The 13,984-nt window shown below is 62.9% G+C and carries 13 protein-coding genes; 11 read left to right on the top strand and 2 right to left on the bottom strand.

The features are described from left to right. The 6 genes from FJ946_RS23180 to FJ946_RS23155 all read left to right on the top strand — a co-directional run. On the top strand, window positions 1–243 hold a 243-nt coding region (locus FJ946_RS23180), incomplete at its 5' end, for a 2-oxo acid dehydrogenase subunit E2 (protein WP_181165349.1). A 123-nt stretch (window positions 244–366) separates the two neighbouring features. Beyond that, window positions 367–1,002 carry an SGNH/GDSL hydrolase family protein gene (locus tag FJ946_RS23175; protein ID WP_140557256.1) on the top strand — a complete coding sequence of 212 codons (636 nt, stop codon included), beginning with the start codon at window positions 367–369 and terminating at the stop codon, window positions 1,000–1,002. Window positions 1,003–1,017: 15 nt separating this feature from the next. Continuing rightward, on the top strand, window positions 1,018–2,463 hold the full coding sequence (gene lpdA / locus FJ946_RS23170; protein ID WP_140564579.1) for a dihydrolipoyl dehydrogenase: 1,446 nt from the start codon (window positions 1,018–1,020) through the stop codon (window positions 2,461–2,463). 99 nt (window positions 2,464–2,562) lie between these two features. Next, complete coding sequence (locus FJ946_RS23165) at window positions 2,563–2,820, top strand: GlsB/YeaQ/YmgE family stress response membrane protein (RefSeq protein ID WP_140498561.1); 258 nt, start codon at window positions 2,563–2,565, stop codon at window positions 2,818–2,820. Between the two features lie 135 nt (window positions 2,821–2,955). Next, window positions 2,956–3,921 carry a lipoyl synthase gene (lipA, locus tag FJ946_RS23160; RefSeq protein ID WP_140564578.1) on the top strand — a complete coding sequence of 322 codons (966 nt, stop codon included), beginning with the start codon at window positions 2,956–2,958 and terminating at the stop codon, window positions 3,919–3,921. 114 nt (window positions 3,922–4,035) lie between these two features. Continuing rightward, complete coding sequence (locus FJ946_RS23155; protein WP_140515423.1) at window positions 4,036–4,491, top strand: type II toxin-antitoxin system RatA family toxin; 456 nt, start codon at window positions 4,036–4,038, stop codon at window positions 4,489–4,491. Here the strand turns inward: FJ946_RS23155 and FJ946_RS23150 are convergent. After that, the gene (locus FJ946_RS23150; RefSeq protein WP_140557251.1) at window positions 4,470–4,976 is read right to left on the bottom strand and encodes a CinA family protein; all 507 of its coding nucleotides are present in this window, start codon (window positions 4,974–4,976) and stop codon (window positions 4,470–4,472) included. The genes FJ946_RS23155 and FJ946_RS23150 overlap by 22 nt on opposite strands. Further along, window positions 4,973–6,202 (bottom strand): bifunctional 2-C-methyl-D-erythritol 4-phosphate cytidylyltransferase/2-C-methyl-D-erythritol 2,4-cyclodiphosphate synthase, encoded by a 1,230-nt coding sequence (locus FJ946_RS23145; protein WP_140557250.1) that lies wholly within the window; start codon window positions 6,200–6,202, stop codon window positions 4,973–4,975. Before FJ946_RS23145 ends, FJ946_RS23150 begins: the two co-directional genes overlap by 4 nt. Before the next feature lie 239 nt (window positions 6,203–6,441). On the opposite strand from FJ946_RS23145, the gene dusB reads away from it, so the two are divergent. From dusB to FJ946_RS23120, 5 genes are all read left to right on the top strand, one after another. Further along, entirely contained in the window at window positions 6,442–7,464 is a 1,023-nt protein-coding gene (gene dusB, locus FJ946_RS23140) for a tRNA dihydrouridine synthase DusB (protein WP_140564576.1), read from the top strand. Next, a complete protein-coding gene (locus FJ946_RS23135) occupies window positions 7,461–8,603 on the top strand; it encodes a nitrogen regulation protein NR(II) (protein ID WP_140564575.1) in 1,143 nt (380 codons plus the stop codon). Before dusB ends, FJ946_RS23135 begins: the two co-directional genes overlap by 4 nt. Continuing rightward, window positions 8,600–10,060 carry a nitrogen regulation protein NR(I) gene (gene ntrC, locus FJ946_RS23130; protein ID WP_140515418.1) on the top strand — a complete coding sequence of 487 codons (1,461 nt, stop codon included), beginning with the start codon at window positions 8,600–8,602 and terminating at the stop codon, window positions 10,058–10,060. The genes FJ946_RS23135 and ntrC overlap by 4 nt, the downstream gene beginning before the upstream one ends. 129 nt (window positions 10,061–10,189) lie before the next feature. Further along, window positions 10,190–12,475, top strand: a complete 2,286-nt coding sequence (locus FJ946_RS23125; RefSeq protein ID WP_181167571.1) for a PAS domain-containing sensor histidine kinase — start codon at window positions 10,190–10,192, stop codon at window positions 12,473–12,475. Beyond that, window positions 12,465–13,826 (top strand): sigma-54 dependent transcriptional regulator, encoded by a 1,362-nt coding sequence (locus FJ946_RS23120; RefSeq protein ID WP_140498569.1) that lies wholly within the window; start codon window positions 12,465–12,467, stop codon window positions 13,824–13,826. Before FJ946_RS23125 ends, FJ946_RS23120 begins: the two co-directional genes overlap by 11 nt. Window positions 13,827–13,984 lie beyond the last annotated feature (158 nt).

Genomic DNA, 13,984 nt, shown 5'->3' with positions numbered 1-13,984 from the left:
TCGAACCTTGGCATGTTCGGCATCAAGGATTTCGCCGCCGTCATCAACCCGCCGCATGCGACGATCCTGGCGGTGGGTGCCGGCGAGGAGCGGGCGGTGGTCAAGAACGGCGAGATCAGAATCGCCACGGTGATGTCGGTGACGCTGTCGACCGACCATCGCGCCGTCGACGGAGCGCTTGGCGCCGAACTGCTGGTAGCCTTCAAGAAGCTGATCGAGAACCCGATGGGCATGCTGGTGTAGGAAGAACAAGGCGGTGCGGAAATTCTTCACCGGCCTCTTCGCCGGCGGCTTGGAGGCGCAGGAATTCGCCGTCGTCACCAATGCCGAGGAAGAATACTCCCTCGCAAGGGCGGGTTGAGCAAGATGAAGACGGTTCTTTGCTACGGCGACTCGCTGACCTGGGGCTACAATGCCGAGGGTGGCCGTCATGCGCTCGAGGATCGCTGGCCAAGCGTGCTGCAGGCTGGGCTCGGTGACGGCGTGCATGTCATTGCCGAGGGGCTAAATGGCCGCACAACGGCGTTCGACGATCACCTGGCAGGCGCCGACCGCAATGGCGCAAGAACGCTGCCGACGGTGCTGACCACGCATGCGCCGATCGACGTCATCGTCATCATGCTCGGCGCCAACGACATGAAGCCCTGGATCCACGGCAATCCCGTTGCGGCCAAACAAGGCATCCAGCGCCTGATCGACATCGTGCGCGGCCACGACTATCCGTTCGACTGGCCGCCGCCGCAGATCCTCATCGTCTCGCCGCCTCTCGTCAGTCGCACCGAAGATGCCGAGTTCAAGGCGATGTTTGCCGGCGGCGACGATGCCTCCAAAGAGCTTGCGCCGCAATATTCCACGCTTGCCGATGAGGCTGGCTGCGGCTTCTTCGATGCCGGCACGGTGGCCAAGACCACGCCGCTCGACGGCGTCCATCTCGATGCCGAAAATACGCGAAACATCGGCGAGGCGTTGACGCCGCTCATGCGCGTCATGCTGGAATTGTGATTGAAGGAGAAAACCGTGGCTGAGAACTACGACGTCATCATCATCGGCTCCGGTCCCGGCGGCTATGTCACGGCAGTGCGTTCCGCGCAGCTCGGTTTCAAGACGGCGATCGTCGAGCGCGAGCATCTCGGCGGCATTTGCCTGAACTGGGGCTGCATTCCGACCAAGGCGTTGCTGCGTTCGGCCGAGATCATGCATTATTCGGATCATCTGAAGGACTATGGACTGAAGCTCAACGGCAAGGTCAGCGTCGACACGTCGGCCGTCGTCGACCGCTCGCGCAAGGTTTCGCTGCGGCTCAATGGCGGCGTCGCCTTCCTGATGAAGAAGAACAAGGTCGACGTCATCTGGGGCGAGGCCAAGCTGACAAAACCGGGCGAGATCGTCGTCTCCAAGACGGCCAAGAAGCCGATGGAGCCGCAGCCGCCTGTGCCGAAAGGCGTCAAGGGCGGGGGCACCTACACCGCCAAGCACATCATACTGGCGACCGGCGCCCGGCCGCGGGCGCTGCCGGGCATCGAGCCGGACGGCAAGCTGATCTGGACCTATTTCGAGGCTATGGTGCCCAAGGAAATGCCGAAGTCGCTGCTGGTGATGGGTTCGGGCGCCATCGGCATCGAATTCGCCTCGTTCTACCGCACCATGGGCGCCGACGTGACCGTCGTCGAACTGCTGCCGGCCGTGATGCCGGTCGAGGACGCCGAGGTGTCGAAATTCGCCCAGAAGCAGTTCGAGAAGCAGGGCATGAAAATCATTCTCGAAGCCAAGGTAACCAAGGTCGAGAAAGGCGCCAACTCGATCACCGCGCATGTCGAGATGAAGGACGGCAAGGTGGAGAAGATCACGGCCGATCGCATGATCTCGGCCGTCGGCGTGCAAGGCAATATCGAGGGCCTCGGCCTGGAGACGCTTGGCGTGAAGACGGAGCGCGGCTGCGTCGTCGTCGACGGCTACGGTAAGACCAATGTGTCCGGCATCTACGCCATCGGCGATGTCGCCGGCCCGCCGATGCTCGCCCACAAGGCCGAGCATGAAGGCGTCGTCTGCGTCGAGAAGATCGCCAATTTCCCCGGCGTGCACGCCACCGACAAGCTGAAGATCCCTGGCTGCACCTATTGCAATCCGCAGGTCGCTTCGGTCGGCCTGACGGAAGCGAAAGCCAAGGCCGAGGGCAAGGACGTCAGGGTCGGCCGCTTCCAGTTCGCCGCCAATGGCAAGGCCATCGCGCTCGGCGAGGACCAGGGCTTCATCAAGACCATCTTCGACAAGAACACCGGCCAACTGCTTGGCGCCCACATGGTGGGCGCCGAAGTGACCGAACTGATCCAGGGTTTTGTCGTTGCGATGAACCTCGAGACGACCGAGGAAGAACTGATGCACACGATCTTCCCGCACCCGACGCTGTCGGAGATGATGAAGGAAAGCGTACTCGACGCCTATGGCCGTGCGTTGAACGCATGATAGATTGGCCGCACGAGACTCAGATGCGAAAGCCGCAGGAGCTCGACGGCAAGTTAGTTCGGTTCCGGATGCGTTTTTTCTCAAGCAAGGAGAAGGCATATGGACGTGAATGGCGTGGGCTGGATCGCAGCCATCATCATCGGCGGCCTGGCGGGCTGGTTTGCCGAAATGGTCATGAAGAGCAACACCGGCGTCTTGATGAACATCATCTTGGGCATTGCCGGCGCAGTGGTGCTGAACGCGATCTTGCGTGCCTTGAACATCGGCGTGTTTGGCGTCGGCTGGACCGCCTACCTGATCACCGGTTTCATCGGCGCCTGCCTGCTGATCTGGGCCGGGCGTCTGGTGCGCCGTTAGTCGGTATCGTTTCCGCCATGCGAAAACGGTTGTGGCGGCATGTACCGCCGCAGCCTTTTTCTTTGTGCTGAAAAGTCCTAGATGACGTGTAAGTGACGATCGCCGGCGGCGATCGCAAAGAAAACCAGGGTTCCGATGGTCACCGTCCTCGACACGATCGCCAATGCGCCGCGGCTGCGGCATCCGGAGAAGGCGCACAAGCCCGACCAGGACGTGCTGCGCAAGCCTGACTGGATCCGCGTCAAGGCGCCTGTGTCGAAAGGCTATGCCGAAACCCGCGAGATCGTGAAATCGCACAAGCTGGTGACGGTCTGCGAGGAGGCCGGCTGCCCGAACATCGGCGAGTGCTGGGACAAGAAGCACGCCACCTTCATGATCATGGGCGAGATCTGCACACGTGCCTGCGCCTTCTGCAACGTCGCCACCGGCATCCCGACCGCGCTCGACCCGGAGGAGCCGGCACGGGTCGCCCACGCGGTCAAGCAGATGGGCCTCAGCCACGTCGTCATCACCTCTGTCGATCGCGACGATCTCGCCGATGGCGGCGCGCAGCATTTCGCCGAGGTCATCCGTGCGATCCGGGCGGCGACGCCTTCAACCACGATCGAGATCCTGACGCCCGACTTCCTGCGCAAGGACGGCGCACTGGAGGTCGTGGTTGCGGCAAAGCCCGATGTCTTCAACCACAATCTCGAAACGGTGCCATCGAACTACCTGACGGTCCGGCCAGGCGCCCGCTATTTCCATTCGATCAGGCTTTTGCAGCGGGTCAAGGAGCTCGACCCTTCGATCTTTACCAAGTCCGGCATCATGGTTGGACTGGGCGAGGAGCGGAACGAAATCCTGCAGCTTATGGACGATCTGCGTTCGGCCAATGTCGACTTCATGACCATAGGCCAGTATCTGCAGCCATCGAAAAAGCACCACCCGGTGATCCGCTTCGTCACCCCGGAGGAGTTCAAGTCCTTCGAGACGATCGGCCGGACCAAGGGCTTCCTGCTGGTGGCGTCGAGCCCGCTGACCCGCTCCTCGCACCACGCCGGCGACGATTTCGCCAGGCTGCGCGCCGCGCGCCAAGCGCAGCTCGAGAAATCGCTCTGATGCATGTCGCCCAAAGTGACTTCGGGTTTTGGGAGAACGGCATGCACGAAAACAAAGACTCTAAGGTGCGTCGCATGAGTCTGTGTCGACGCGACGCGCTTTAGAGCCGGGTTCATGCCGAAATTCGAAGCCACCCGCCGCGTTTCCCACACGCCGGAACAGATGTTCGCCCTGGTCGCCGACATCGAAGCTTATCCGCAATTCCTGCCGCTTTGCGAGGCACTGACGGTGCGCTCGCGCAAGGAGCGTGACGGGCGCACTATCCTCGTCGCCGATATGAGCATCGGCTACAAGGCGATCCGCGAGACCTTCACGACGCAGGTGCTGCTGAAGCCCGACGAGCGTGCGATCGACGTCAAATACATCGACGGTCCGTTCAAATATCTGACCAATGTCTGGCGATTCGACCCTGCCGACGGCGGCTGTGCCGTCTGCTTCTTCATCGACTACGAGTTCAAAAGCCGCATCCTCGGCGCCCTGATGGGCACGATGTTCGACCGTGCCTTCCGCATGTTCTCCGAAGCCTTCGAAAAGCGTGCTGATGTCATCTACGGTGCAAGACCGGCGTGAGCATGCCCAAGCGCGTGCAATCCCAGCTTGAGTGCATGGCTGACGGTCTCCTGGCGAATGAAATCACGGCCTTCATCGGCGAACAGCACGCGCTCGGCCGTCACCGGCCGGCCGCTTAGGCCAATCCCGAACCAGACCAGGCCGACCGGTTTTTCCGGCGAGCCGCCGCCCGGTCCGGCAATGCCGGTAACGGCGAGGCTGAGCCCGGCACGGGAGCGCGCCAGCGCGCCGGTTGCCATTTCGATCGCTGTCACGCGTGAAACCGCGCCATGAGCCTCCAGCGTGGCGGCGGAAACCCCGAGCATGTCCATCTTGGCTTCATTGGAATAGGTGATGAAGCCGCGATCGACCACGGCGGAAGAGCCGGCGATGTCGGTCAGCGCGGCGATGATCATGCCGCCGGTGCAGCTTTCCGCCGTCGCAAGCATGATGCCGCGCTTCTGGCAGGCTTGCAGCAATGCATTTGCCAGTTCGCTGTTGCTCATTCCGGCACCTCGCCGGGAAACACCACGCTCGCCGTGGCGATCGCCGCAATGCCTTCCTCGCGGCCGACGAAACCGAGCTTCTCGTTGGTTGTCGCCTTGATGGAGATGCGGTCGGCAGAGATGGCCAGCATCTGCGACAGGGCAGCCGTCATCGCCTCGCGATGTGGGCCGACGCGTGGCGCCTCGCAGATCAGCGTGATGTCGGCATTGGCTATGCGGCCGCCGCGCGCGCGCACCAGCTTTGCCGCATGTTCTACGAAAATCCGGGAGGCAGTACCCTTCCACTGCGGGTCGGAGGGTGGGAAATGCGTGCCGATATCGCCGGCGCCGCAGGTCGCCAGCAGCGCATCGGTAAGGGCATGGAGCCCGACATCGGCATCGGAATGGCCGGACAGTTTCTTGTCATGCGGAATGGCGATGCCGCATAGCGTGACGTGGTCGCCGGGCTCGAACGCGTGGACGTCGTAGCCATTGCCGGTTCTAATATCGGGAAAGCGCATGCGCTCGCTGGAAAGTCGTTGGTCCGCCATGGCGATGTCCCGTGCCCAGGTGAGTTTGACGTTGTCCGGTGAGCCGGGAACGAGTTTGACCGGCATCTGCATCCACTCGGCGATCGCGGCGTCGTCGGTAAAGTCGGTTTTGCCGCTGTTATAGGCTTCCTCATGCATGGCCATAATCGCCAGGAATGGGAAACCCTGCGGCGTTTGCGCCGCGTGAAGCCCGCTCCGGGAAACCGTTTCGGCGACCATCCCGGCGGCGGATTCGCGTTTCAGCGTATCGGCGACGGGCAGCGCCGGGAGCGCACCCTCGCGCTCGCCGATGGCTGCGATCGTGCGGTCGATCAGGTCCGCGTCGACGAAGGGGCGCGCCGCGTCGTGGATGAGAACCTTGTCCGGTGCGTGGCTTCTCAACGCCTGCAGTCCGAGTCGAACCGAGTCTTGCCTGGTGGGGCCACCCGCAATTGCCGTGACGCGATTGGAGTGTGCGCCGACGGCATGTCGAAAAAGTTCGTGATCCTCGGCGTGTATTGCCACGACGAGCGGGCCGATACGCGGATGCGCCAGGAAAATATCGATGACGTGGGCGATTACGGCGCGACCGCCGATCTGCTGATATTGCTTCGGGCCATCGGCCTGTCCGGCACGCGCGCCGCGGCCGGCCGCAACAATAACCACCGCGACCTTGCCGTTCGCCTCCAAAGCCTGATTTTCGCTCGCGTCAGTCATGCCGATTGGCTTAGCGCACGATCCCCAAAAGTGTAATCGGTTTTCGGAGAGATTGTAGGCCGAACAGGAAGCCCTAAAAGGTCCATTGCGTGTTCGTGCAAGGCGCGGCGCTTTGCTCGGGACTGCAGCCGAGCTCGGCATTTCCCAATTGCGCCGTAATGTGGCGTCATTCCGCGTTGCACATTGCGGCCGATATGGCTAGAGAATGTGCAGCAAATGAACATGCTTGGTTTTTGTGCATGCTTGACCTGACCAAATTGGCCGCACCTCTCGACGTCGGCGGCGTGAGTATCCGCAATCGCGTGTTCCTCGCGCCGATGTCGGGAATTACCGACGAGCCGTTCCGGCGACGCGCCCATGCGCATGGCGCCGGCCTGGTCGTATCCGAAATGGTGGCAAGCGGCGAGCTCGCCAAAGGCAGGGCCGGATGCGACCTGCGCATACGTCATTCGGGCCTGCCCGTCCATATGGTGCAGCTTGCCGGCCGCGAGGCGGCACACATGGCGGAAGGCGCACGCATCGCCGTCGGCGAGGGCGCCGACGTCATCGACATCAATATGGGTTGCCCCGCCAAGAAGGTGACCGGCGGCTATGCCGGCTCGGCACTGATGCAAGATCTCGATCATGCACTGTCGCTGGTCGACGCCGTGGTCGGCGCGGTCGGTGTGCCGGTGACGCTGAAGATGCGGCTCGGCTGGGACGAAACGGCGCTCAACGCGCCTGACCTGGCGCGCCGTGCCGAGCAGGCGGGCGTCAAGATGGTGACAGTGCACGGCCGCACGCGCTGCCAGTTCTATCAGGGCAAGGCTGATTGGCGCGCAATAGCCTGCGTCAAGGCTGCCGTGTCGATCCCGGTCGTCGCCAATGGCGATGTGTCTTCGCCTGCGCAAGCAGCCGCTGTTCTGGAGCAATCCGGCGCCGATGCGGTGATGGTGGGCCGCGCCCACTACGGCGCGCCCTGGACCGCCGGAACCATCGCGGCCGCGGCGGCAGGCGAGCTTGCCCGGCTACCGGAAAGCGCTGCGGAACTGACCGACTACATCATTGCCCATTACGAGGACATGCTTGCGCTCTACGGCGTCGAGAGCGGCCTGCGCCAGGCGCGCAAGCACCTCGGCTGGTATCTGGACCGCCATGCCGGCGCCCTTGCCGGCGAAAGGCGCAAGGCCATTCTCACGTCTTTCGACCCCGCGCGGACGATTACCTTGCTTCGCGAGGTGTTTTCCGCCGCCGAGCAAACACCCATGCGGAGCGCCGCATGAACGCCTCCGTCAGCCAGGGCCCGGAAATGGCGGATGCTGCCCAGATCGTGCTCAACACCATCCGCCGTCCGGTCATCATGATCAGTTCGGAGGGGTTCATCACCTTCGCCAACGCCGATGCGGAGGACTTCTTCCGCTCGAGCGCGACGATGCTCGCCCGCAACACGCTGTCAAAGCTCATTCCCTTCGGCAGCCCGTTGCTGACGCTGGTCGACCAGGTGCGCGAGCGCCGGGCCCCCGTCAACGAGTACCGGGTCGACGTGTCGTCTCCGCGTCTCGGCATCGAGAAGGTGGTCGATCTCTATGTTGCCCCGGTGCCGGAGTTTCCAGGCTCCGTCGTGGTGATGTTCCAGGAACGGTCGATGGCCGACAAGATCGACCGGCAGATGACGCATCGCGGCGCGGCGCGCTCGGTGACCGGTCTGGCGGCGATGCTGGCTCACGAGATCAAGAACCCGCTCTCCGGCATCAGGGGCGCTGCCCAGCTGCTTGAACTGTCCGCTTCAGACGAAGATCGCGCGCTGACGCGGCTGATCACCGACGAGACCGATCGCATCGTGTCGCTGGTCGATCGCATGGAGGTGTTTTCCGACGAGCGGCCGATCGACCGCTATCCCGTCAACATCCATGTCGTGCTCGACCATGTGAAGGCGATCGCCAAGAACGGTTTTGCGAAAAAAATCAAGATATTGGAGGACTATGATCCTTCATTGCCTCCGGTCTTCGCCAACCGCGACCAACTCATCCAGGTGTTCCTAAACCTGGTCAAGAACGCCGCCGAGGCGATCGGCGGCGACCCCCAAGGTGAAATCGTCCTGTCGACGGCCTTCCGGCCGGGCATTCGCGTTTCGGTTCCAGGCACTCAGGATCGCGTGTCGCTGCCGCTCGAGTTCTGCGTGCGCGACAACGGTTCCGGCGTCTCGGAGGATATCCTGCCGATCCTGTTCGATCCCTTCATCACCACCAAGCCGAACGGCTCGGGACTGGGCCTCGCGCTGGTGGCCAAGATCGTCGGTGAGCATGGCGGCATCATCGAATGCGAATCGACGCCGCGCGCGACAATGTTCCGCATCCTGATGCCGGCCTGGAAGGAAACGGCGCTCGGTGCCGATGAAGACGCTGAAGGAGACCGCAAATGACCGTTCGCGGCAATATTCTCGTCGCCGACGACGATGCGGCGATCCGTACGGTCCTCAACCAGGCCCTTTCGCGTGTTGGCCATGAGGTGCGCGTGACCTCCAATGCCTCGACGCTGTGGCGCTGGGTGGCGGCGGGCGAGGGAGATCTCGTCATCACCGACGTGGTGATGCCGGACGAGAACGCATTCGACATGCTGCCGCGCATCAAGAAAGCACGGCCGGAGCTGCCCGTCATCGTCATGAGCGCCCAGAATACGTTCATGACGGCGATCCGTGCCTCCGAGACCGGCGCCTACGAATATCTGCCGAAGCCGTTCGACCTCACCGAGCTCCTCAACATCGTCAACCGGGCGCTGTCGGAGCCTCGGCGCCCCAAGATCGACGCGCGGCCGGAAGAGCAGCCCGAGACCATGCCGCTGGTCGGCCGCTCGGCCGCCATGCAGGACATCTATCGCATGCTGGCGCGCATGATGCAGACCGACCTGACGGTGATGATTTCGGGCGAATCGGGCACCGGCAAGGAGCTGGTGGCGCGTGCGCTGCACGAATATGGCCGCCGCCGTGGCGGCCCTTTCGTTGCCATCAACATGGCGGCCATCCCGCGCGACCTGATCGAATCGGAACTGTTCGGCCATGAGAAGGGCGCCTTCACCGGTGCGCAGAACCGCTCAACCGGCCGCTTCGAACAGGCCGAAGGTGGCACGCTGTTCCTTGACGAGATCGGCGACATGCCGATGGAAGCGCAGACGCGCCTGCTGCGCGTCCTCCAGCAAGGCGAATACACGACCGTCGGCGGCCGCACGCCGATCAAGACCGACGTGCGCATCGTCGCCGCCACCAACAAGGATTTGCGCACGCTGATCAACCAGGGGCTCTTCCGCGAGGATCTTTTCTATCGCCTCAATGTGGTGCCCCTCAGGCTGCCGGCGCTGCGCGAGCGCTCCGAGGACGTGCCGGACCTCGTCCGGCACTTCTTCAAGCTCGGCGAGATGGAGGGTCTCCAGACCAAGCGTATCTCGTCGGGCGGCATCGAATTGATGAAGCGCTATCCCTGGCCGGGCAATGTGCGCGAACTGGAAAACCTGGTCCGCAGGCTCGCCGCGCTCTATTCGCAGGACGAGATTTCCGCCGAGATCATCGAGGCGGAACTCAAGACCGGCGAGCGTCCCGTGGTGCCGGGCGGCGGCAACCTCATTCCCGACGACCTGTCCATCGGCCAGGCGGTCGAGCATTTCCTGCAGCGCTATTTCACCTCGTTTGCCGGCGAATTGCCGCCTGCCGGGCTGTACCAGCGCATTCTCTCGGAGGTCGAATATCCGCTGGTGCTGGCCTCGATGACCGCGACGCGCGGCAACCAGATCAAAGCCGCGGAACTGCTGGGGCTCAACCGCAACACGCTGCGCAAGAAGATTCGCGAACTCGGCGTCAACGTCTACAAATCGTCGCGCCAAGCCTGAGCCGGGATAGAGCCGAAGCGCTTTTCCGGGGGACTGTGCGCGAAAGATTTCCGTCCAGGCCACACTTGTTGCATAATCGCCACAATGCGTTGCATAGATCCGACGCAATCACTGGCTCTAGACGGCGACATGGCTTCGCAGGCTCCGACACCGAACGAACCGCTTTTCAACGACCCCGGCACGCGTGACGGGCGCCGGCTGCTGGCGCTGCCCGGCGTGGTGGCGGTCGTCGGTGCGCTGGTCATGGCGGCCATTTCGTTCGCGATCCTGGTCGGCGCGACGCCGATTGCGCCCGACGCCAGGACAACCTGGGCGTTGATCGCGCTCAACGCCATCTTCGTCCTGTTGCTGATCGCACTGATCGGCCGGGAGGTGCATCGCATCGTCATGGCGCGCCGGCATGGCAAGGCAGCCTCGCGGCTGCATGTGCGCATCGTGGCTATGTTCGCGCTCGTCGCCGCCATCCCCGCCATCATGGTGGCCATCATCGCATCGATCACGCTCGATATCGGCCTCGACCGCTGGTTCGAGATTCGCACCAAGACGATCGTCAATTCGTCGCTGTCCATCGCCGATGCCTATGTGCAGGAAAACGCGCGCAACCTGCAGGGCACGACGCTGTCGATGGCCTATGACCTCGACGCGTCGCGCACGCTTTACGGCCTCGACCGGACTGGCTTCCTCGATCTGATGAGCAAGGAAGCGGTGGGCCGCTCGCTGGCGCATGCCGCGCTGATCAAGCCCGACGGCTCCTTCGTGATGAGCGCCAAGACCGATGCCGACTTCGCCATGCCGGAACCGCCGGAGGGAGCGGTCGCCAGCGCCACCGACGGCAAGCCGGTTCTGATCGAGCCGCGCACGCGCAACATCATGGGCGCCATCGTCAAGCTGCGTGAGATCGAGGGGCTCTACCTCTACACGATCCGGCTGGTCGATCCCGAGGTGATAAAGGCGCGCCAGATCGTCAGATCGAACACCGACGAATATCGCAATCTCGAAGACAACAGGCGCACTTCGCAGGTGGCGTTCGCGCTGCCTTATCTGTCGCTGACGCTGATCATCATCCTGTCGGCAATCTGGACCGGCATTGCCGTGGCCGACCGGCTGGTGCGGCCGATTCGTCAGCTCATCGGCGCTGCCGACGAGGTCGCGACCGGCAATCTCGACGTCGCCGTGCCGGTGCGGCCGTCCGACGGCGACGTTGCCTCGCTCGGCAATACCTTCAACAAGATGCTGCTGGAATTGAAATCGCAGCGCAACGAGATCCTGTCCGCCAAGGATCTGATCGACGAGCGACGGCGCTTTTCGGAAGCGGTGCTGGCCGGTGTCACCGCGGGCGTTATCGGCGTCGACCCTTATGGCATTATCACCATCGTCAACCGCTCGGCCGAGTCCATGCTGGCCATTTCGGCCAGTGCGGCGCTCGGGCAGAACCTTTCCGCCATTCTCCCGCATGTCGGCCGCGTCTTCGAGATCGGCCGCCAATCGGGCAAGCCCGTCTATCGCGAGCAGGTGACGTTTTTCCGCGCCGGCACGGAGCGGACTTTCAACGTGCAGATCACCATCGAGGCCGGCGATAACGGCACGGAGGAGAAATCCTACGTCGTGACGGTCGACGACATCACCGATCTGGTCCAGGCGCAGCGCTCCTCTGCCTGGGCCGATGTGGCGCGCCGCATCGCCCATGAGATCAAGAACCCGCTGACGCCGATCCAGCTTTCAGCCGAGCGCATCAAGCGCCGCTACGGCAAGGTCATCACCGAGGACCGCGAGGTGTTCGACCAGTGCACCGACACCATCATCCGGCAGGTCGAGGATATTGGTCGCATGGTCGACGAATTCTCCGCTTTCGCGCGCATGCCGAAGCCCGAGATGAAGTCCATAGACCTGCGTGAATCCCTGCGCGAGGCCTCCTTCCTGGTCGAGGTGAGCCGTTCCGACATCACGTTCGAGCGCATATTCGGCAACGAACCGCTCAAGGGTACTTTCGACAGCCGCTTGTTGGCGCAGGCTTTCGGCAACGTGATCAAGAACGCTGCCGAAGCGATCGACGGGCTGGAACAGAAGGACGGTTCGCACGGCATAATCCGGATTCAAGCCGGACGTCAGAATGGCGCGATTCGCATCGACGTCATCGACAATGGCAAAGGCCTGCCGCGGGAGAATCGTCAGCGGCTGTTGGAGCCCTACATGACCACGCGTGAGAAGGGCACGGGCCTCGGTCTCGCCATCGTCAAGAAGATCGTGGAGGACCATGGCGGCAGGCTGGAGCTCCACGATGCGCCTGCGGATTTCCATGGCGGGCGCGGCGCGATGATCAGCATCATCCTGCCACCTGCGGCCGTGGCGCCAGCGCGCGGCGAAAGCAGGATGGAACACGAAAGAGAAACTGAAAAGGTCGGTAATGGCGTCTGATATTCTGATCGTCGATGACGAGGAAGACATCCGTGAGCTCGTCGCAGGCATACTGAGCGACGAAGGTCACGAAACCCGCACGGCATCCGATGCCGACACCGCGCTGGCAGCCATCGCCGACCGAGCGCCGCGGCTGATTTTCCTCGACATCTGGTTGCAGGGTTCGCGCCTGGACGGCCTGGCTTTGCTGGACGAGATCAAGACCATGCACCCCAACCTGCCGGTGGTGATGATTTCGGGCCATGGCAACATCGAAACCGCGGTCTCCGCCATCAGACGCGGCGCTTATGACTTCATCGAGAAGCCCTTCAAGGCGGACAGGCTGATTCTGATTGCCGAGCGTGCGCTGGAAACCTCCAAGCTGAGGCGCGAGGTTTCCGATCTCAAGCTGCGCAGCGGCGAGACCTTCGACCTGATCGGCATGTCGTCGGCGATGAGCCAGTTGCGCCAGACCATCGAGCGCGTCGCGCCGACCAACAGCCGCGTCATGATCATTGGCCCCTCCGGATCTGGCAAGGAGCTGGCCGCGCGCGCCATCCACACGCTGTCGGCGCGCAAGAGCGCGCCTTTCGTGACGCTGAGCGCCGCCAACATCACGCCCGAACGCATGGAGATCGAACTGTTCGGCACCGAATCGAACGGCGTCGAGCGAAAGGTCGGCGCCCTGGAGGAAGCCCATCGCGGCATCCTCTACATCGATGAGGTGGCCGACATGCCGCGCGAGACGCAGAACAAGATCCTGCGTGTGCTGGTCGAACAGCAGTTCGAGCGCGTCGGCGGCACCAAACGGGTCAAGGTCGATGTCCGCATCATCTCCTCGACGTCGCAGAATCTGGAAGCGATGATCGCCGATGGCCGTTTCCGCGAGGATCTTTACCATCGCCTTGCGGTGGTACCGGTGACGGTGCCGGGACTTGCCGAGCGGCGCGAGGACATTCCTTATCTCGTTGACAATTTCATGAAGCAGATCGCCCGTCAGGCCGGAATCAAGCCGCGCCGCATCGGCGATGACGCCATGGCGGTGCTGCAGGCGCACAATTGGCCAGGCAATGTTCGCCAATTGCGCAACAATGTCGAACGGCTGATGATTCTGGCGCGCGGCGACAATGTCGATGCGCCGATCACCGCCGACCTGTTGCCGTCCGAAATCGGCGATGTCATGCCCCGCACGCCGAACCAGTCGGACCAGCACATCATGGCGCTGCCGCTGCGCGAGGCGCGCGAACAATTCGAGAAGGACTATCTGATCGCCCAGATCAACCGGTTCGGCGGCAACATCTCGAAAACGGCCGAGTTCATCGGCATGGAGCGTTCCGCGCTGCACCGCAAGCTGAAGTCGCTCGGCGTCTGACCTGATATCTTGAGCGGTTCGACGTTTGATGCATTGCCGGCCCGGTTCGATACCTTGCTCAAGCAGTTCCGGCCGGAAAATCGTTACACGCTTTCTGGAGTTGCTTCAGTGGCCCACGCGATTATCCATCACTGTTGAGGCGGAATCGCCTAAACAAG

The organism is Mesorhizobium sp. B2-4-7 (genome assembly GCF_006442685.1).
In the GTDB taxonomy this organism is placed as follows: domain Bacteria; phylum Pseudomonadota; class Alphaproteobacteria; order Rhizobiales; family Rhizobiaceae; genus Mesorhizobium.
Note: the sequence above shows the minus strand (reverse complement) of the source record. Positions and strands in the feature narration are given on the sequence as shown.